Source organism: Klebsiella sp. Shm-1 (genome assembly GCF_040804525.1).
GTDB classification, from domain to species: domain Bacteria; phylum Pseudomonadota; class Gammaproteobacteria; order Enterobacterales; family Enterobacteriaceae; genus Klebsiella; species Klebsiella pneumoniae.
The window spans coordinates 1,149,617-1,168,107 of sequence record NZ_CP161823.1; the positions used below are offsets into that span (position 1 = coordinate 1,149,617).

The window sequence follows — 18,491 nt, forward strand, 5'->3', positions numbered from 1 at the left end:
CGGCTATGAAATCTGTTTTTCGTCTACTTCCTTTCCTCTTTCTGCTGGGGCTGAGCGCCTATCTTCCCGGCGTGCGGGCTGAAACCTGCCGCGCAAATATCGGCCAGACCACGGTCAATATTCCTAATATCAAGTATTTACCCACGCTGCCGGTCAATACCCAGATGACCAGCGCGATGGCGGATAACGGCAGCGGGATCCCTTTTTCCTGCGACCTGCAGCTGCCGACGGCGAGCGCCAAACGCATCGTCTATAAGCAGCTGAAAACCGGCGGCTCGCCGATGGTGATTAACGGACAGCATGTCTACCCCAGCGCTATCGACGGCATTGGTTACGCCCTCAGCTTCCAGTGCGCCGGCGGCCCGATGCGTGCCATCGATGGCAGCCACTCCGCCGGCGGCGAGTCGGTGGTGGTATGCGACAGTGCGACGCTCCCGGCGCTGATGACGCAGCAGCAAACCACGGTGAGGATTGCGGTAACCTTCTATAAAACCGGAACGGTGCAACTGGCGGACGGGACGCATACCAACTCGCCGCCGCTGCCGCAGGTGGGGGAGATGACCATTGAACAGCAGACCAGCGCAAGCGCCAGCTTTGTCGCCAGCGCGCCGGTCAGCATCGATATCGCCGCCCTGAATGTGGACATTGGCAGCAGCGGCAGCTGCCAGGTAGCGACATCGACGATCCAGGTCAGTCTGGGTACGGTTAACCGGGGGGAGTTTCATGGCAAAGGGACTACCGGCGGCCAGGCGAAGCGCTTTTCGATTCCGGTCTTCTGTCCGACGCCGACCGACGTGCGCATCGGCTTTTTCGGCGTCAGCGTGGAGAGCGATACCCTGGCCCTGAGCCAGGCCAGCAACAGCGCCAGCGGCGTCGGCGTGAAGCTGACCTACGGCAATAACCCCGGTGCGGCAGTGCCCGACGGCACCAGCGTTAAGATCAATGAGGCCAGCAACTTGCCGATCCTGAAAAGGGTGACCGGCGCCAGCGCCGGTACCGCCGAGGCGATCAATTTCAACGCCCAGTATGTGCAGACTGACGCCACGGTGGGAGCCGGTACGGCCAACAGCATGGTGACTTTCGCCCTGGAGTATAACTAGCCTGGGGCGCCGTTATTCAAAGGTCACGGTGATTTTGGCGGTCGCGGAAAAAGAACCCAGCTTCGGCGTTCTCGACAACCAGAGCAGCCCCGCCGTATAGGTACTCGCAAGGGTCGCGCCCGTTGCCAGCGTAAAGTGAATCGGAGCATTCATCTCAATAAGGGGATGCATGCTGGCGTTTGGCGAGATGGCAATGCCGAAGCCGCTGTCCGACTGCGGCAAAATAATGGCGCTCTCCTGTATCGTATTGGTGGTGCTAAACGTAGCAAGCATAGGTTCGGTCCCGCAATCACTGCCGTTACCCTGCTTGACCAGACCATAGGTGACGGTAAAGGGGCGTGTTTTTTCATAGTAGCCCGGTCGGGCGTTACCGGCAGGAATATCGCCAAAGTTAATTTCGCTTGGCGAAATAGATACCGTGGGGACGCAGGCCATTGTTCTGATACGGTTCAGGCCGGTAATGAAAAGATTATAGTTGGCGCCAGCGGTGCCGTTGCGTAGACCGCCTTGGCCATCTACCTGAAAAAGCGACAATTTTAGGTTATCGTCTATTTTACCTTCCCCGGTCACTCTGCGGCCCGTCGAGATGATATAGACCTGGTAAACCAGGCTGAATGTCTGCCCAATGGCCGGGGACTTACAGGTATTCCCGCTTTTATCACACAGCGTCGCCGGGCCAATCTCCACCGATTTTTTATTTTGTAGCAGATAGTCGATGCCGTTGTAAGTAATGCCTACCTGGATAAAGTCGGGCAAGCTGCTGGCTTTATTTTCCGGATCCAGCCAGAAATAGGCGCTTTCACCGTTCGGAAAATTATCGGTATCTTCGCAACTGAAGGTGGCGGTAATAGGGCTGGAGACCCATATCTTTTTATTGGCAATAAGCTCGCTGCTGGAGACTTTAATGATGCTCTCGATATTCACGACTTCGCTGATCGTGGACGAGGTGGTCTTGCAGGTCAGCGCCTGCGCCGGGAAGGCGCTCAGCATGAACAGAACGGAAAGCCATGTCAGAAATAACGTATCGCTAAGTCGGCGCATAATTACCTCGAGGGGGTTACTGTGCAGATTAAGGATAATTCACGCCAGGCCGTCGCCTGCTGAGGCTCCTGGCGCAGTTCGGGCAGGGTGATTTCGCAGCTTTGCTGGTGCGTTTCGCCCCATTTCATCTGCAGCTTTTCGCCTGAATCGACTCCGCTGACGTAAACTTCTCCTCCCGGGCCGACCAGACCATTGCTGATCCCACTGGCGCGATAGAGCTGTGCGCCCAATGGTGGATAGCTGCCGTCGGCGAGGGTGGTATGGATCAGCACGCTATATCCCCGGAACGTATCAAAGCGCACCCGGGTAATTGCCCCGCGGGTAGGCACGGTATCCGCCACTGCGTTAGGGACATCAAGAAAGGCATCGAAGTCCTGAGGGTTGAGCGCGACAGAATTGACCCGATAGGGAACGCTTTGTGGTACGACAGCGTAGCCGAAGGGATCGATGCGCACGCCGGTCTGATTCTCTATCCCTACCCCCTGAGCGTCTTTGGCCTCCACTAGCGCAAAGGTTGAGCCCAGCGGTTGAGAGAGGGTAACGCCGCCGCGGTGCGCCACCACGCCGCCGCTCAGATTCAGACTCGCCTGACGATGGCTTTTGCTGTAGGCGTAGCCGGTATACAGATTACCGTACTGGCCGAGATAACCCAGGCTGGCGCTGTTGGTGCTATGGCTGGTGTCATCATAGGCGCTGGTGACGGCCCAGCTCAGGCGACCATCATCGAGCAGCGTGCCGTTTACCCCAGCCTGCCCGGACGTGCCAGACGATTTACTGTGGGCGAGGGTAAATGCGGTATTGATCCGGCGGTTTTCTTGCAGAGTAAAAGGGATGGAAACGCGCAGTGTGATGCTATTGTCGTCATGGGTGAAGTGGCTGCGCGTATTCTGATAGTACAGACCATAGTTCACGTTATGGATAGTGCTGTTAAAGCCCGCCTGCAGCGAGATATCGCTTCCTGAGCTATTCCAGTAATTTTGCTGGCTGAAGTTAAGGAAGAAAGCGCTGTTCTTACCGAGAGTTTGCCGGGCAGAAATATCAAAGCGATGCTTTTTATTATAAAACCAGGACGTGTAATAGTGTTGGGGAGCGCTTGCCTGCCAGCTTTCGTCTTCGTCAGAGGGCCAGTAATCATTTTCGTACAGGCCATTGTGCCAGCGTCGACGCTCGTTAACCGCATCGCTGAGGCTATAATAACCTGCCGTTGAGTAACGGTAGCCCGCGATTTGAAAGTCGGTCTTGCTTGATAAAAAGGATTTAGCATACAGAAAACGCACGCTCCCTCCCTGCTTGCGCTGGCCATTCGCCAGCGTCGTTCCCGCCAGCGTATAGTCGGCTGAGAGGGCGCCAATCTCCCCCAGATTGCTACCGACGCCAAAGGCGCCGGCGCGATAGTTCTCCGCTGCAAGGGCGCCACCGTATAGTGTGAAGGTATTATTCAGGCCATAAGAGAGCGAGCTTTGCATCAGGGCGGGGGCATAGCCGTCAGCACCGTCATGATACTTACCCGCCGACAGCTGATAATTCCATTGGCCTGCCCGCACCAGCTGTGGCAGGGTGGTGTAGGCGACAGTAAAGGTCGTCTGGCTACCGTCGGCTTCAATGACGGTCACGTAGAAATCACCGCTGCGGTTAACGGCGCTGATATCATTTAGCTCAAAGGGACCGGCTGGGACGTTCTCGCTGTAAATCAGATAGTTGTTCTGCCGAACTTCCACCCGGGCATTGCTGTTGGCCACACCGCGAATGACCGGCGCGAAGCCGGTCTGGCTGCTGGGGCGCATTTCGACATCGGTGCCAAGCTGTACGCCGCGAAACTGGACGCTATCGAAGACGCTGTTGTCGGTACTGGTCTGGCCGACGACAAGCCGGCTGCGCCAGGGAATGATGTTCGTTTCCGCCCAACTGGCGATGCTTTGCCACTTATCCGCCTGGCCGCTGAACTTATTCCAGTAGGCATTATTGCGCAATCGCCACGATGCAATATTGATCCCGCTGTTTAGCGAAAGATATTGGTACTGGTGGCTGCCCCCGTCGCCATTATTGGCATCGGTAGAATAGCTGTAGTTGACGAAAGCAGCGTTAATACCTTCATCAAAGCGCATGGGGGAAACATAGTCGCGAGGATAGTGCTCAATATATTGCTGAGGGATATGTATGATCAGCCGATGATTAGCGATATCCAGCTGTTGCTCTGCCTGGCGGATCGTCTGCGACAGCGCGAAACAGGGCTGGTGGTCATCGTCAATCTTGACGCCATAGCGGATATATTCCGCCGCGCTCAGGCAGGGGGCCAACCCGCCGTGTGCGCTATCCTCTGAGAAGCGAACGGGGCGGCTATCCACCAGCAGATCGTTAATGTAAATATTAACGTCATAGGTGCCCGGCATGACGTCGCCATCGCTGGCGACAAACTGATTAAAAGCCAGCGGGTCGATGCCGTTCACAAACTGGGCATTATAGCGTTCCGCGCTGTCTGCCGGTAACGTGATGGAGATTAACCATGCGCTGGCAAAATAGCGTAATTTACTATCGTCCATCACTCTATCTCCCTAAAGAGGTGCGACGTTTATTTTTTTATTGGAATATCAACAACGGCGCCGTAATCATTAATATATTTCATTTTATGCAAGCGCTGCATGCTGGCGATATTGACAGCGTGATGACTGTACGGCAGCAACATAAAGTTTTTCAGAGGATAGATTTTGCCTTTGTTGTCGATCGCCTCGGCATTAATAACCGTAATATGCAGTGGACTGTTGTTAGTAAAAGATAACGTGTTAGCGCTTTGCTGCCACTGCAGATTTTCAACGGCTTTGGGCAGCGATGTGGCAATCCCTTGCGGGCGATAAAATAGTTTTAATCGGGTGCGAATCGCGAACTGCAGGATATTATTTTCCTCAGGCGCAGGAGGGACCTCCTGAATATTCACCCAAAACAGACTTTCCCTGTCGGCAGGAAGACCGGTTCCTGAGTAAATAAAGCGCAGTTGTGCCGATTGCTCGGGGCGTAATTTGACCAGGGGCGGCGTTGCCACAATGGGTAAGCCGCTGCTGGGGGTCTCCGGACCTGTATCAAGCCAGGTCTGGACGATATAGTTTTTGCCGCTTCGGTTGTTAATTTTCAGACTGGCCGATTTATCTTTGCCCGAATAAATAACCCGTGAGGCATCGATGGTAATGGCCGCCTGGGTCTGAAAAGCCAAAGCGCCTATGATCACTGCCAGCAGCGTTTTCATATCTTACCCCTTATCCGCGTCGTGCCGTCCCTGGCCAGGTGTTATTCCTGCATAATGGTAAACCTGGCGGTCGCATTGCCGTCGCCAGCTTCGGCGTTGTCTTTATCCCAGGTATAGTAGTAGGCTTTCAGGTTGAAGGTACCGGTGCCATCGGCATTGACCGTAATACTCGGGTCGACGTTGGGATCGAAAGGTTTATCGAGCGTGACCGGGGTATTATTGCGGTCGGTTAGCTTAATGCCGACTTTTTTAGCTGTAAGATTACCTGCATCGAGAGCCAGTACGTTAGTGATAGGCGCCTCGGTGGCTGATGCACCGTCGAGCACAATATAGTACGTGCCCTCGTCACAATCTTTGACGCTAATATTGACCCCAACTTCTGGCCCGGTGCCATTGGTATCATTTTTTAATTTAGACAGCGGAACAGCGCCCATCTTAACTTCAATGAGACCGTCATTATTGCCGCTTGCCAGTTTGCAACTTGAGTTGACAATTGTACCTGAAAAATACAGCGTACCGTCCGCCGCGGAGGCATAGTGTGAGGTCAAGCCGACGAGTGCCATTGCCAGGCAAAGTGATTTCATTTTCATAGCCAATTCCTTCTGTTGTGACCCTGGGAAGCTAATAGCCAGGCGTACTCATTGACGCTGCATAAGCCGTTAGCTCTGTTGTTGTGATAGCCATAAAGCGAACTTATCCCCCCTCCAGGGAGTGCAGGAAATGATACAGGCCTGCAATATTGCGGACATTGAGTTTCTGGTAGATGTTTCTCCGATAGTGACTGATCATCATATTACTAAGGTCGGTGGCCTGAGCAATTTTCTTATTATTTAAACCTGAGATGATATAGGGGAGAAGAGAGTCCTCCTGTTTCGTAAGTTTAATATTGACACAACTGTCCAGCGAGCTAATTGATTTTCTGAACACTTTAATACAGCGATGATCAGACGCATTCTGTAAGTATTTCTGCAGCCGTTGGGTAACATCTATATAATCAAGCACGATCGTCGAAATAGAGTTTATGATAATGTTTTCGACTGGATCGGCAAGAATCTCACTTTTAACGACAAAAACGATATCGCCATGAATGATCTTTTTTTTACGATAGAGCAGTGCGGCTAATTGTTGAATGTCCGGGTGGCTATAGTCCACGATAATGGTTCTGGCTATGGTTAGACTTTTATCATTCACGTCAGAAATATTATCCAGAAACAATGTTTGACTATACCGACGTTGAGCACTCATGGTCATGTTAACCAGAGACCGGATGCCGTTAATAAAAAATTTATTGGCGGAAATGATAATAATCATAATGTATTTCCTTATACACTGCTTCTGTAACCAAGTATTACTGCTGGAGAGGAGGGGAGTAAATAAGATGATAAGCAGGATCATTAGAAAAATCCTAATGAAAGATGTTGCATGAAGTGTTTTTACTTATTAATCAGGAGGTTATAATTTAATATTCAACTATTAACGCATAAGAGGAAGGTAAAAAAAACGATAATAAATAATATATTAAACGTATGGCCAGGAATAAAATATGAATGCGCTGCGGGGCATTTTACTGAAAGTCAAAACAACCAGCAAGCTCACAGCGAGAAAGAGGATTAATTAACGTTTTGCCCCACGTCGGGTTGTATGTCCCCGTGTTTAAAAATAGGATGAATGCCCTGGCTCGCACTGCGGATACTGTGACTGATGCGGCCGGTCACTCTGGCATGAAAAACGATAACTTTAAGGATGGCGAAATGAGACTGACGGTGGGGCTGGCGCTGACGCTGGCGATAATGACCTGCGGCGCCCAGGCGCGCGATATGCAATCCATCGAGCACAGCGGTGAACTGAAGGTGGGCGTGCCGGGCGATTACGCGCCGCTGGCGTTTCGCAATGCCGCCGGCGAACTGCAGGGCTATGACGTGGACATGGCCCGCGATCTCGGGCGCACGCTCGGCCTCAAGGTGAGCTTCGTCTACACCAGCTGGCCCGCGCTCGCCGCCGATCTGCAGGCGGACAAGTTTGATATTGCGATGGGTGGGGTTACCGAGACCCCGGCGCGGGCGCAAGCCTTCGCCCTCAGCCATCCGGTGGTGGCGAACGGAAAAATCGCCTTAGCCAACTGCCAGGCCGCCCCGCGGCTCGGTTCGCTGGAAAAAATTGACCGTCCGGACGTGAAAGTGATCGTCAACCCTGGCGGCACAAACCAGAGTTTTGTCGATGAACACATCAAGCAGGCGCAAATTATTCGCGTGCAGAACAATGTCGATAACCTGCAGGCGCTGCGGCAGAAAACGGCCGATATGATGGTGACCGATCTGATTGAAGGCGACTATTACCAGAGCAAAGAGCCCGGCGTGTTCTGCGTTGCTAACGAAACGCCGTTCGCCGGTACCGCCAGCAACAAGGTGTATATGATGAGTAAAGATAACCCGGCGCTGCTGGAGAAAGTGAACCAGTGGCTGGATAGCCAGGACAAAGAGGTTCTCAAACGGAAGTGGAAAATTCGCGGTTAACCGCGGCGGCGCGCCACCACCGGCAGATATGTCCGGCGGTGGCTATCGTCCACGGTTAGCGCTGCGGCGACAGCGCCTGTCGCGCCAGACCGCGAAAGTAGCAGGCGTAGCCGAGGGTGGCGGTCAGACACAGCATATAGCCAAACGACTCGCTGCCTTCCTCCACCGTATTTTTTACCACCCGGGCGTAGTTCTCTTCCAGCACGGCGTACCACAGGCCGTGCATGCCAAACAGCCGCGAGAAGACCAGAATCGCCAGCAGGCCGCTAATCATCATCCCGTAATACGGGGTGCGGGTATACTCCGCCAGCTGCGACAGGGTCTGACGCAGATGGCGCAACGGCAACAGCAGCGACCCCGCGGTGGCCAGCAGGGCAAACCACACCCAGCTGCCGTGGGAGAGTAAATCAAACAGGCCATCCAGTTCGCGGATCAGCATGGCGAGAAAGAAGCCGCCGATGAGGATATTGCTATAGCGCAAGTGGGCATATTTCCGCGCCAGCAGCAGATGAACCAGCACGATAACGGCCAGCACGCTCTCCTGGACCACTTCGGTGAGCGACACTTCCGGGATGTCGTTGCCAAACACCCGAATATCCACCCACAGGCAGAGTACCGCGAGGGCGGCCGCGACCGCCGCGCCGAGAAAGAATAGCAAGCTTCGTAACAGAGACATTTACACCACAACTTATATTTAAAACAAATATCATAAGTTTTGGGAATACATGTTCCTGTTCACTTTGTGCGACTTTGCGGCTGTTTTTTAACATTTTGCGCTTTTTAGCGCCCTGGAAGGCGGCAGGGGAGGGGGCTCCCCTGCATAAAGGGGATTCAGAGAATATCATCCACCACGCCGCCATCGACGCGCAGCGCGGCGCCGGAGGTGGCTGACGCCTGCGGCGAGCAGACGTAGACCACCATATTGGCGACCTCTGCCACCGAGGCCGCCCGCTGGATCACCGAGCTCGGACGATGGGTCATGACAAACGCTTTCGCCAGTTCCTCCAGCGACTGACCGGTTTTCGCCACGTCGTCTTTCAGCATTTCGGCAAAGCCGTCGGAAATCGTTGGCCCTGGCAGAACGCTGTTAACGGTCACTCCGCTGCCTGCGACATATTTCGCCAGGCCGCGGGCCAGCGAGAGCTGCGCGGTCTTGGTGACGCCATAGTGGATCATGTCCGCCGGGATATTGCGCGCCGATTCCGAGGAGATAAACACCACCCGCCCCCAGCCTTTGTTGACCATCGCCGGGAGCAGCCCTCGCGACAGGCGCACGCCGGACATGACGTTGGTCTGCCAGTAGTTGTCCCAGGTCGCGTCGTCGGTGGCGTAGAAATCCTGCGGGCCATAGATCCCGGCGTTATTGACCAGAATATCGACGCCGGTCACGGCCCGCAGCAGCTGCGCTGCGCCGTCGGCGTCGCTGAGGTCGGCGATGGCGGGGCGCGCCTTCGCGCCCGGCACCTCATTTTGCAGCCGGGCGATCGCGGCGTTCACGCTCTGCTCGCTGCGCCCGTTAAGGATGACCTCTGCGCCGCTCTCCGCCAGGCCTTTGGCGATGGCGAAGCCAATACCCGCCGTGGAGGCGGTGACCAGCGCGACTTTTCCGGCTAAATCAATCTTCATGTTCCTGCCTTCTGGTTGTGGATCTCCTATTAAGCGTAGCAGCGGCGATATAGCCGGGGATCAGTAACCGGCGTGCTTATTGACCAGGTTTTTCAGCGGCAGCCCGCGGCGCTGGCGCTGAATGTTCTCCAGCAGCTGGCGGGCGATCACCTCGGCAGAGGCCGCAGAGGCCATATGCGGGGTGATGACCACCTGCGGATGGCGCCACAGCGGATCGTCCGCCGGCAATGGCTCCTGCGGGAAGACGTCGAGCACTGCCCCAGCGAGCTGGCCGCTCTCCAGCGCCGCCAGCACATCCTCATTGACCATATGCTCCCCGCGGCCGCAATTGATCAACACCGCCCCGGCGGGTAGCCGGTTGAACAGCGGCGCGGCGAGGATACCTCGGGTCTGCGCGGTGAGCGGCAGGAGGTTAATCAGCCCGTCAAGCGACCCGAGGAAGCTGTCGAGCGCCTCCTCGCCGCGATAGCAGGTGACGCCAGCCAGCTGCTTTTCACTGCGCGACCAGCCGGAGACCCGATAGCCGAGGCGGGCCAGCTGGTCGGCGATATAGCCGCCAATTTCGCCGAGCCCCATAATGCCGATATGGAAGTCGGCGGCGGCGCGCTGGGGATAGAGCTTCCAGGTTTGGGTCCGCTGGTGGGCCAGCGCCCGGTCGAAATGGCGCTGAAACCACAGGACGCTCCACAGGGCATATTCGAACATGCCGTGGCGAAAATCTTCATCGATCACCCGGCACAGCGGGATCTCGCTGGCGAACAGCGCGGGCGGCAGATGATCGACCCCGGCGGACGCGGCCTGGATCAGCTTCAGCCCCGGCGAACGGGTCAACAGCTGCGGGTCCGGGAACCAGCAGCTGGCGTACTGGGCGTCGCGCGCCGCCTGGTGATGGGGCAGAAGCGCCGTGACGTCGGGAAACTGCTGCAGGGCGGCGCAAATATCGCGGGCGAAATCCGCGTCGTTACAATCCACCACGATAGTGATATCAGACATAGGCGTTAGTCTTTGTAAGAGGTATCGAGACGGTCAAGACGGCGCAGCCACGCCTGCCAGACCTGTTGACGTTCATGCTCCACGCCCATCAGCTGCTCGCAGGCGTGCTGGCTGAGGTGCGGAGCGATGGTGTGGATCGGGCTGAGGGCCGCCAGCTGGGCGGTGGCCATCTGGATCTCGCAGGCGCGGTTCAGGTAGTACATGATGTAAAACGCGTCAGCCACGGTGCGGCCCACCGACAGCAGGCCGTGGCTCTGCAGGATCATAGCGATATTATTCCCCAGCGAGCGCTGGATGCGCGCCCGTTCGTCGAGGTCAAAGGCCACCCCTTCATAGGGATGGTAGCCGACGCGCTGGTAAAATTCGGTGCTGATCTGGTTGAGCTGCAGCAGGCCGTCCTCGCAGGCGGCCACCGCCATTCCCGGCAGCGTATGGGTGTGGATCACGCAGTGGGCGTCTTCCCGGGCCATATGCACCGCGCTATGGATGGTAAAGCCCGCCGAGTTAGCCGGCGCGTCGCCCGCTACGACCTTGCCCTGCATATCCACTACGATCAGGTTGCTGGCGGTGACTTCGTCAAACATCATGCCGAAGGGATTAATTAAAAAACGCGGCTCGCCGTCGCCGGGCAGGCGCACGGAGAAGTGAGTGTAGAGGGTATCCTCCCAGCCGAACAGCGCCGCCAGCCGGTAGGCGGCGGCCAGCTGCTGGCGCAGGTGTTGCTCAGTTGCCATTTAGCGTACTCCCATAAATTCACGGATTCGTTGCAGAGAAGGCGCCTCCAGCGGGCTGCGGATCACCTGCGGGGCGATATCGGCCTGCACCACGCCGTTCTCCATCAGCACCACGCGGTCGGAAATCGACAGGGCGAAGTCCATCTCGTGAGTGACAATCAGCATGGTCATGCCTTCGCGGGCCAGCGACTGAATGACCTTCAGCACTTCGCCTACCAGCTCGGGATCCAGCGCCGAGGTCGGTTCGTCAAACAGCATGATGTCCGGCTTCAGCGCCAGCGCCCGGGCGATCGCCACGCGCTGCTGCTGGCCGCCGGAGAGCTGTCCGGGATACTTGTGGGCATGGGCCAGCAGGCCGACGCGGTCGAGCAGCGCCAGGGCCTGCTCGCGGGCGACCGGCTGGTCCAGCAGCTGGTGATAGCGCGGGGCCAGCATCACGTTGTCGAGCACCGTGCGGTGGGGGAACAGGTTGAAGCTCTGGAAGACCATGCCGATGCGCCGTACCCCGGCGCGCATCTGGCGTTTGTCGACGATGGCTCCGCCCTTAAGATAGTCCTCGCCGTAGAGAATGATCTCCCCGCCATCAAGGCTTTCGAGGGCGTTGATGGTGCGGATCAGGGTGGTTTTGCCGGAGCCGGACGGGCCGATGATGCTGATCACCTCCCCGTTCTCCACCTGCAGATCGATGCCTTTCAGCACCTCATGCTGCCCCCAGGATTTGCGAATGCCCCGCAGATCGAGCGCTGGCGGCGCGCCGTTGACGGCCGGCGTTTTGATCTCTTCCGTCAGCGCCGGCAGGCTCTGGCGCAGCGCCTGGCATTCCGCCTCGCTGAGGGTTTGCGGACGCTTACGCTGAATATCGAGACGATTTTCCAGCGCCCGGAACAGCCAGGTGAAGACGGTAACCACCATCACGTAGTACACCGCTACCGCCAGCAGGGTCTCCATCACAAGGAAATTCTGCGCATACAAGCGTTGGCCGGTGAGCAGCAGCTCGGGTAAGGAGACCACCGACAGAATCGAGCTCAGCTTAATGATGGTGATGTATTCATTGATCAGCGTCGGCAGCGAGATGCGAAACGCCTGAGGGATCACGATCAGCCGCTGGATGCCGATAAAGCTGAAGCTCAGCGCATGGCCTGCCTCGCTCTGCCCCTTGGCCACCGACAGCAGCCCGCCGCGGTGGATCTCCGCCATATAGGCCGCCTCGGTGACGGTCATCGACACCAGCCCGGCGATAAACGGCACCCCGAGCAGCGGCTGGGTCACCGGAAACAGCTGCGGCAGGTTGTAGACAAACACCAGCAGCACCATCAGCGGCACGCTGCGAAAAAACCAGATATAGAGTTCGACGGGGATCTTGACCCAGCGCGGCGCCGAGAGCTTCGCGCAGGCTAACAGAAAACCGACCACCAGGCCGATCCCCCAGGACAAGGTGCTGATTACGATGACGGTCACGCACGCCTGCCAGAATGCCCCAATGCTAAACAATGAAAAAAAGTATCCCCAATCGAACGCCATACTGACTCCTGTTGCGCAGTGCTTATTGTCTTAATCGATGCTTTCTAAGTTGTATTTTTTGATCAACGCGGCATATTGGCCGTTGGCCTTCAGCGTGGCCAGGGTGGCCTTGATCGCCTCCGCCAGCTCGGTGTTGCCTTTGGCGACGTAGATCCCCAGCGGCAGCGGGTAGACCAGGCGCGTAGAGCTTATCGCCAGGCGGCCGCGGCTCTTGTCGACAATGATCTGCGCCGCCGGGGCAATCTCAAGCTGGGCGCCGATGTTCTTCGACAGCAGCGCCTGGGAGGCTTCCGGCGCCGTCGGGAACTCCTGAATGGTGATGGCCGGTTTGCCGTTTTTCAGGCACCACTCATCGGAGTGTTTTTTCAGGCTGGTCACCCAGGTGGTGCCCGCCTGCAGACCGACCTTCACGCCGCACAGCTCATCTTCGGTTTTCGGCTGCACCGCGCCGCCCTTCAGGGCGATGATCGACGCGCCGGAGAGGGCGTAAGGGATGGCGTCGGCCTGCTTCTGGCGCTCCGGCGTCACGTACATCCCGGAGATCACCGCGTCATATTTCTTGCCGATGCCGAGGATCAGGCTGGTGAACTTGGTGTCGATCAGCTGCGGTTTGGCCTGCAGATGTTGGGCGATCAGCGCGGCAAACTCCGGGTCGAGACCGACGATGTTGTTATTGCTGTCATAAGACTCAAACGGCGGGTAGGTGACCTCCATCCCCACCTTAAAGACGCCCTCGGTCAGCAGTTCCGCCGCCTGGGTGACAGGGGAGAAACAGGCGCTGACGGCGAGGGTAAGCGCGACACGGCGCGAGATTTTTTTCAGGGTGCTAGTCATCATGGATCCTCACGGGTGGTTAGGGGTTTTTTTGCTGAGCCTGTTTTTTCAAATGGCCAAACGTATTGGTGCCGCGCGCGCGCTCCGGTAGCTGAAGTTCACCGCGATTGACCTTCTCGCGCAGGTAGCGATAGGTTTGCAGCGCCTGGCTCCACATATGCTCCCCGATGCTGAGCTCCTGATATTCACCGGCTTCGCCGGCGGCGAGAAAGGTCGACAGCGGGCGGATCAGCGTGTGGTAATCGCAGGCGAAAAACAGCGGGAAGGAGTACCGCTCCTGCGGCACTTTGCGCACCCGGTGGGCTGTAGCAACAAATGTGCCAGCGCTGAGCACTTCCAGCATGTCGCCGATATTGATCACGAACGCCTCTTCTCCGGCGGCGTTTTTGACGGGAGGTGCATCGATCCACACGCTTTCTTCATTGAGAACTTCAAGGCCGGGCTGGTCGGCGAGCAGCAGGGTGAAGCACTCATAGTCGGTGTGTGCACCAATTCCGGGAACATCTTCGACGCTGGCGTCGAACGGGTAATGGATCAGCCGCAGCTTAGCCGGCGGGCAGGTCACCATCGGTTTGAAATAACCTTCCGGCAGGCCGAGCGCGAGGGCGAAAGCGTCGAACAGACGGTGGCCGAGGGCGAAAACCGCGTCGTAGTAGGCCAGCACCCGCGCGCGGAAATCCGGCAGATCGGGCCACTCGTTGGCACCGATCAGCGGCGTACCGGCGAGCACCAGCGGATGGTCATCCGCTGCCTGGAAGCCGATATCGAAAGCCTCTTTATGGTCCGGCTTGCCGGAGCCGTAGATCTCTTCTCCTTCCGGAACGTAGCCCTTATGGCTTTTGGAGTGGCCGATGTAATAGTTCATCTTCTCCTCCATCGGCAGGGCGAAGATCTGCTTCGCCGCCTCGCGGACGCCGGCGATCAGCGCCGGGTCGATGCCGTGGCCGGTGATGTAGAAAAAGCCCACCTCGCGCGCCGCGCGGCCGATGGCGTCGGCCACCGCCTGACGCCTGGCGAGGTCATCGCCGGCCAGATCGCGGATATCGATGGTCGGGAGTTCAGTAAAAGCGTGCTTCACGGCGGTCATGGCTGCGGTTCCTGTTCAGTGAGCGATAAAAACTGCTGAAAGTGGGCCTGCTGGCGCGTAGCCATCCAGGCGTTGAGCGACCAGAGATCGGCCACCGGAACGTTGGTGAACGGCAGATGGTGCAGATAGCCGTCGGCGCCAAACTCCGGGGTCAGCGTGGTCTGCGGGTAGCCGCGCTGGCGCTGCGAACGCCAGATTTGTTGCCAGAAGCGCTCGGCAAAAGCCAGCGCCGGTTGATACTCAGGCGCCGCCGGGTGCGGCACCTGCGGCCCCTGGTCGTAGCCCACCCGAGCCTGCACGTGATGCACGCGGTCGATAAAGGCGCTGAAGTCATCGCTGGGGTCATCCAGCAGGCGCTCGCTGACCACCACCCAGTGGCTGATGTCGGCGGTAAAGCGCAGCTGGGGGAGCTGCTGAATGATCTCCAGGGTGAGCCACGGGCTGTACAGCGAGGTGGCGCGATGGGTTTCAAAGCTGCAGGTCAAACCAAACCCGGCGGCCAGCTCGTGCGCCTTGCCGAGAAAATCGACCTGCTGCGCCAGCGGCCAGCGATCGTTGCCCGCCAGCAGATTGACAAAGCGCGGGTTGAGGCCGCTGGCCTCGGCGAAGCGGGTCTGCAGGCGCGCCAGATGCTGCTCGGGCGTTTCATGCTGGGCGGGGAGCACCCCGCCGCCACTGAAAAGAATGGCGATATACTCCAGCCCCGACGCCTGCAGGCGGTCGGCGAGCTGCCGCCGCTCGGCCACCGTTAACGGCACGCGGGCTTCGATACCGCAGCAGCCGACGCGCTGCAGTTCATCCAGCGTTTGCGGCCAGGGGGTCGTCACTCCCCAGAGGGTGCGAAAGCATTTCAGCTCCATGGCGGCTTCCTCAGGCGTACTTCACGCCGGGCAGGACGCAGAGCATCTCGTACAGCAGGTTGGCCGCCAGCTGGGAGGTATTACCGCTCACGTCGTAGGGGGGCGAGACCTCGACCAGATCGGCGCCAATCAGGTTCAGGCCGCGGCAGCCGCGGACGATCTCCAGCGCCTGAATGGAGGTCAGACCGCCAACTTCCGGCGTCCCGGTTCCTGGAGCCCAGATGGGATCGAGGCTATCGATATCAAAGCTGAGATACACCGGCCCGTCGCCCATCTGCTGGCGGACTTCGGCCATCAGCGGCGCCAGCGAGGTATGCCAGCACTGCTCCGCCTGCACCAGGCGAAAGCCCTGGTCAACGCCCCACTGGAAGTCGCCGGCGGCATAGCCCTGGGCGCGCTGGCCAATCTGCACCACCCGTTTGAGGTCGAGCAGTCCCTCCTCAACGGCGCGGCGGAAGGTGGTGCCGTGGGCGATTTTCTCTCCGAACATCTCATCATTGGTGTCGGTATGGGCGTCGACGTGGATGAGGCCCACCGGACCATGTTTTTTGGTCAGCGCCCGCAGGATCGGCAGGGTAATGGTGTGGTCCCCGCCGAGGGTCAGCGGGATCAGCGGATAACTATTCAAACCGGTGTAGTAATCTTCGATAATTTGCACCGATTTGAGCAGGCTGTAGGTATTGATCGGCACATCGCCGATATCAGCCACCGACAGCGAGTCGAACGGCGCGGCGCCGGTCGCCATATTGTACGGACGGATCATCACCGATTCGGCGCGAATATAGCGTGGTCCGTAGCGCGTGCCCGAGCGCTGCGAGGTGCCGATATCCAGCGGAATGCCGACAAATGCCGCGTCAAGTCCCTGTAAATCTTCGATAAACGGCAGGCGCATCATTGTGGCGCGTCCGGCGAAGCGTGGCATCTCATTGCCACCCTGCGGTTGGTGAAAGAGGTTATCCATGTCTGCTCCTGAATCTGACGGATGAAACGTAACAGGAGAGATAGTGCGCAACCCGCGCTGGACTTTACATCGTCTGGCGTAAATACTCAGTTCATTTATTGGTGAACTAAATACGATGCATCACGACGCCAGCCTCAATATTCGCCAGCTGCAGGTTTTCGAGGCGGTGGCCCGCCTGGAGAGCTACAGCCGGGCCCAGCAGGAGCTGGGTATTTCGGTCTCCGCCATCAGCAATGCGATGTCGCAGCTGGAGGGACAGCTCGGCTTCACCCTCTGCCAGCGCGGGCGCGGCGGCTTTTCTCTGACCGAGAAAGGCCAGCAGTTTTTACAGCAGGCGATCCGCGTGCTGAGTGAACTCAATGAGCTGGAGCGGCAGTCGGCGCTGCTCAAAGGGGAGCACAGCGGCACCCTGTGCATCTCGACGCTCGACTCCATCGAGACCGAAACGGCGCTCTCGCTGCCGGTGGTTCTGCGCAGCTTCAGCGACAAATTTCCCCATGTGCATATCAAACTGATTATCCGCACCCCGGCGGAGCAACTGAACGGCGTGCTGAACAACCATATCGACCTGGCCATCGGCAGCTACAACTCGCAGGTGCATAACATCATCAGCGAGCCGCTGTACCGTGAACAGCACTGGCTCTACTGCAGCGATCTGCACCCGATGTTCTTCAGCCGCCAGCTCGATAAAGAGCAGATCAGCCAGTGCCCGCTGGTGACCCGCAGCTACTGGAACACCAGCGATCTCCGCCGTCGGGGCTTCAGCAAAGGGAGCGCCACCGTCGAGACCGTCGACGCCCAGCTGCTGCTGATCCTCTCGGGGAAATATATTGGCTATCTGCCGGAGCATTACGCCTGGCCGTGGATCAAAGAGAACCGCCTGCGGGTGCTGCTGCCCAACGAGTTTGGCTTTCAGTCGCCGTTCTCGGCCATCTGTAAGCGCGGGCGCAGCAATGAGCCCTATCTGAAAGCGTTCCGCGACCTGCTGAAGAAAAATACGGTGGCGCGGCCGAAGTGGAATTATTAAGCGGGGTAGGGGCTTCCCTCCGCCGGGGTGGTGATTTTCGCGCTTAGCGCGCTGCCCGGCGGGGGCATGTCCCCTGTTCAAAAAACGAACGGCTGCCGGTAGCCCGCCCGGGCTGCGGCTGCCAGGCAACTGCCTCCAGGTTATCCACAGGGTTAGGCGCCGCTGGTGTGGACAGGTCGCCGGGCGACAGGGCGCGGCTAGCGGAACAAAGGATGGCGTTTGCGTTAAATAAAACGGTACGAAAGGGAATCTGTGTTTGCCCCGCCTTTGCCCGTGAAATCAGAAAATTTACTTCGCAGGCTAACCGCAGATTGCTTCAAAAAAATTCCCGTATTTGTTATATTGTTGTTCATTGATTATTCACCTCTGCGGTGCCAAAAAGAACAAGATTCACCGCAACCCAGGACACTGCCATGTTAGATTACCGCTTCCCGACAGCTTTGCAGATGGTTCTCAGCGTAGCAATGGCGGAGCAGATGGGTGAACGTTCGACGAGTGCGATTCTGGCCTACGGCCTGGAAGCGAACCCGAGCTTTATCCGTAAACTAATGGTTCCGCTAACTCGTGACGGCATTATCGTCTCCACGCTTGGCCGCAACGGCTCAATTCATCTTGGCCGTCCGGCGGACAAGATCACCCTGCGTGATATCTATCTTTCGGTTATCGAAGATAAAAAACTGTGGGCGTCGCGTCCTGACGTCCCGGCCCGCTGCGTGGTCAGCGCCAACGCCTGCTGGTACTTCAAATCGGTTGCCGATGAAGCAGAGCAGGCTTCGTTAAACGTCCTCGCTCGCCATACCGTGGCCAGCGCGCTGGAGGCGGTCAAAAACGCCGATACCAGCGGCTGCGACCCGGTGCCGGAAATGATCGCCCGCTTTAAAAAAGCGCATTAATCATTTTCTGGTGACGAAAAAAAACCGCCTTCAAATTGTGAAGGCGGTTTTTTTGTTATCTGC

General features: G+C 57.8%; 18 protein-coding genes. 4 read left to right on the forward strand and 14 right to left on the reverse strand.

The features are described from left to right. Positions 1-5 precede the first annotated feature (5 nt). A complete protein-coding gene (locus AB1E37_RS05695; protein WP_004180974.1) occupies positions 6-1,100 on the forward strand; it encodes a fimbrial protein in 1,095 nt (364 codons plus the stop codon). Positions 1,101-1,112: 12 nt separating this feature from the next. Here AB1E37_RS05695 and AB1E37_RS05700 read toward each other — a convergent pair whose 3' ends face one another. From AB1E37_RS05700 to AB1E37_RS05720, 5 genes are all read right to left on the reverse strand, one after another. Next, complete coding sequence (locus tag AB1E37_RS05700; RefSeq protein ID WP_032445574.1) at positions 1,113-2,141, reverse strand: fimbrial protein; 1,029 nt, start codon at positions 2,139-2,141, stop codon at positions 1,113-1,115. Positions 2,142-2,143: 2 nt separating this feature from the next. After that, positions 2,144-4,681: a fimbria/pilus outer membrane usher protein gene (locus AB1E37_RS05705; RefSeq protein ID WP_021440590.1), complete on the reverse strand. Its 2,538-nt coding sequence runs from the start codon at positions 4,679-4,681 to the stop codon at positions 2,144-2,146. A 29-nt stretch (positions 4,682-4,710) separates the two neighbouring features. Then, positions 4,711-5,379 carry a molecular chaperone gene (locus tag AB1E37_RS05710; RefSeq protein ID WP_020802024.1) on the reverse strand — a complete coding sequence of 223 codons (669 nt, stop codon included), beginning with the start codon at positions 5,377-5,379 and terminating at the stop codon, positions 4,711-4,713. Positions 5,380-5,420: 41 nt separating this feature from the next. Next, positions 5,421-5,969: a fimbrial protein gene (locus tag AB1E37_RS05715; RefSeq protein ID WP_032448023.1), complete on the reverse strand. Its 549-nt coding sequence runs from the start codon at positions 5,967-5,969 to the stop codon at positions 5,421-5,423. A 103-nt stretch (positions 5,970-6,072) separates the two neighbouring features. Next, entirely contained in the window at positions 6,073-6,690 is a 618-nt protein-coding gene (locus tag AB1E37_RS05720; protein WP_004218900.1) for a LuxR C-terminal-related transcriptional regulator, read from the reverse strand. Between the two features lie 353 nt (positions 6,691-7,043). Between AB1E37_RS05720 and AB1E37_RS05725 the strand changes: the two genes are divergently transcribed. Further along, entirely contained in the window at positions 7,044-7,892 is an 849-nt protein-coding gene (locus AB1E37_RS05725) for a transporter substrate-binding domain-containing protein (protein WP_002914253.1), read from the forward strand. Between the two features lie 55 nt (positions 7,893-7,947). Here AB1E37_RS05725 and AB1E37_RS05730 read toward each other — a convergent pair whose 3' ends face one another. The 9 genes from AB1E37_RS05730 to speB form a co-directional block, all read right to left on the reverse strand. Further along, positions 7,948-8,568 (reverse strand): hypothetical protein, encoded by a 621-nt coding sequence (locus tag AB1E37_RS05730; RefSeq protein ID WP_004152937.1) that lies wholly within the window; start codon positions 8,566-8,568, stop codon positions 7,948-7,950. Between the two features lie 155 nt (positions 8,569-8,723). Continuing rightward, positions 8,724-9,518: an SDR family NAD(P)-dependent oxidoreductase gene (locus tag AB1E37_RS05735; protein ID WP_014907068.1), complete on the reverse strand. Its 795-nt coding sequence runs from the start codon at positions 9,516-9,518 to the stop codon at positions 8,724-8,726. A 60-nt stretch (positions 9,519-9,578) separates the two neighbouring features. Beyond that, positions 9,579-10,511 (reverse strand): glyoxylate/hydroxypyruvate reductase A, encoded by a 933-nt coding sequence (locus AB1E37_RS05740; protein WP_015958846.1) that lies wholly within the window; start codon positions 10,509-10,511, stop codon positions 9,579-9,581. A 5-nt stretch (positions 10,512-10,516) separates the two neighbouring features. Continuing rightward, the gene (locus AB1E37_RS05745) at positions 10,517-11,245 is read right to left on the reverse strand and encodes a class II aldolase/adducin family protein (RefSeq protein WP_004174769.1); all 729 of its coding nucleotides are present in this window, start codon (positions 11,243-11,245) and stop codon (positions 10,517-10,519) included. After that, positions 11,246-12,766, reverse strand: a complete 1,521-nt coding sequence (locus tag AB1E37_RS05750; protein ID WP_004212910.1) for an amino acid ABC transporter permease/ATP-binding protein — start codon at positions 12,764-12,766, stop codon at positions 11,246-11,248. A 30-nt stretch (positions 12,767-12,796) separates the two neighbouring features. Beyond that, positions 12,797-13,600, reverse strand: coding sequence for an ABC transporter substrate-binding protein (locus AB1E37_RS05755; RefSeq protein WP_019704833.1), 804 nt, complete (start codon positions 13,598-13,600; stop codon positions 12,797-12,799). Positions 13,601-13,619: 19 nt separating this feature from the next. Continuing rightward, positions 13,620-14,687 carry an isopenicillin N synthase family oxygenase gene (locus AB1E37_RS05760; RefSeq protein ID WP_023317208.1) on the reverse strand — a complete coding sequence of 356 codons (1,068 nt, stop codon included), beginning with the start codon at positions 14,685-14,687 and terminating at the stop codon, positions 13,620-13,622. Next, complete coding sequence (locus AB1E37_RS05765) at positions 14,684-15,547, reverse strand: sugar phosphate isomerase/epimerase (RefSeq protein ID WP_004174773.1); 864 nt, start codon at positions 15,545-15,547, stop codon at positions 14,684-14,686. Before AB1E37_RS05765 ends, AB1E37_RS05760 begins: the two co-directional genes overlap by 4 nt. Positions 15,548-15,557: 10 nt before the next feature. Continuing rightward, entirely contained in the window at positions 15,558-16,508 is a 951-nt protein-coding gene (speB, locus tag AB1E37_RS05770; RefSeq protein WP_004145693.1) for an agmatinase, read from the reverse strand. A gap of 115 nt (positions 16,509-16,623) precedes the next feature. On the opposite strand from speB, the gene AB1E37_RS05775 reads away from it, so the two are divergent. Then, a complete protein-coding gene (locus tag AB1E37_RS05775; RefSeq protein WP_002914199.1) occupies positions 16,624-17,535 on the forward strand; it encodes a LysR family transcriptional regulator in 912 nt (303 codons plus the stop codon). 413 nt (positions 17,536-17,948) lie between these two features. Beyond that, positions 17,949-18,428: an Rrf2 family transcriptional regulator gene (locus tag AB1E37_RS05780; RefSeq protein WP_000888203.1), complete on the forward strand. Its 480-nt coding sequence runs from the start codon at positions 17,949-17,951 to the stop codon at positions 18,426-18,428. Positions 18,429-18,491 lie beyond the last annotated feature (63 nt).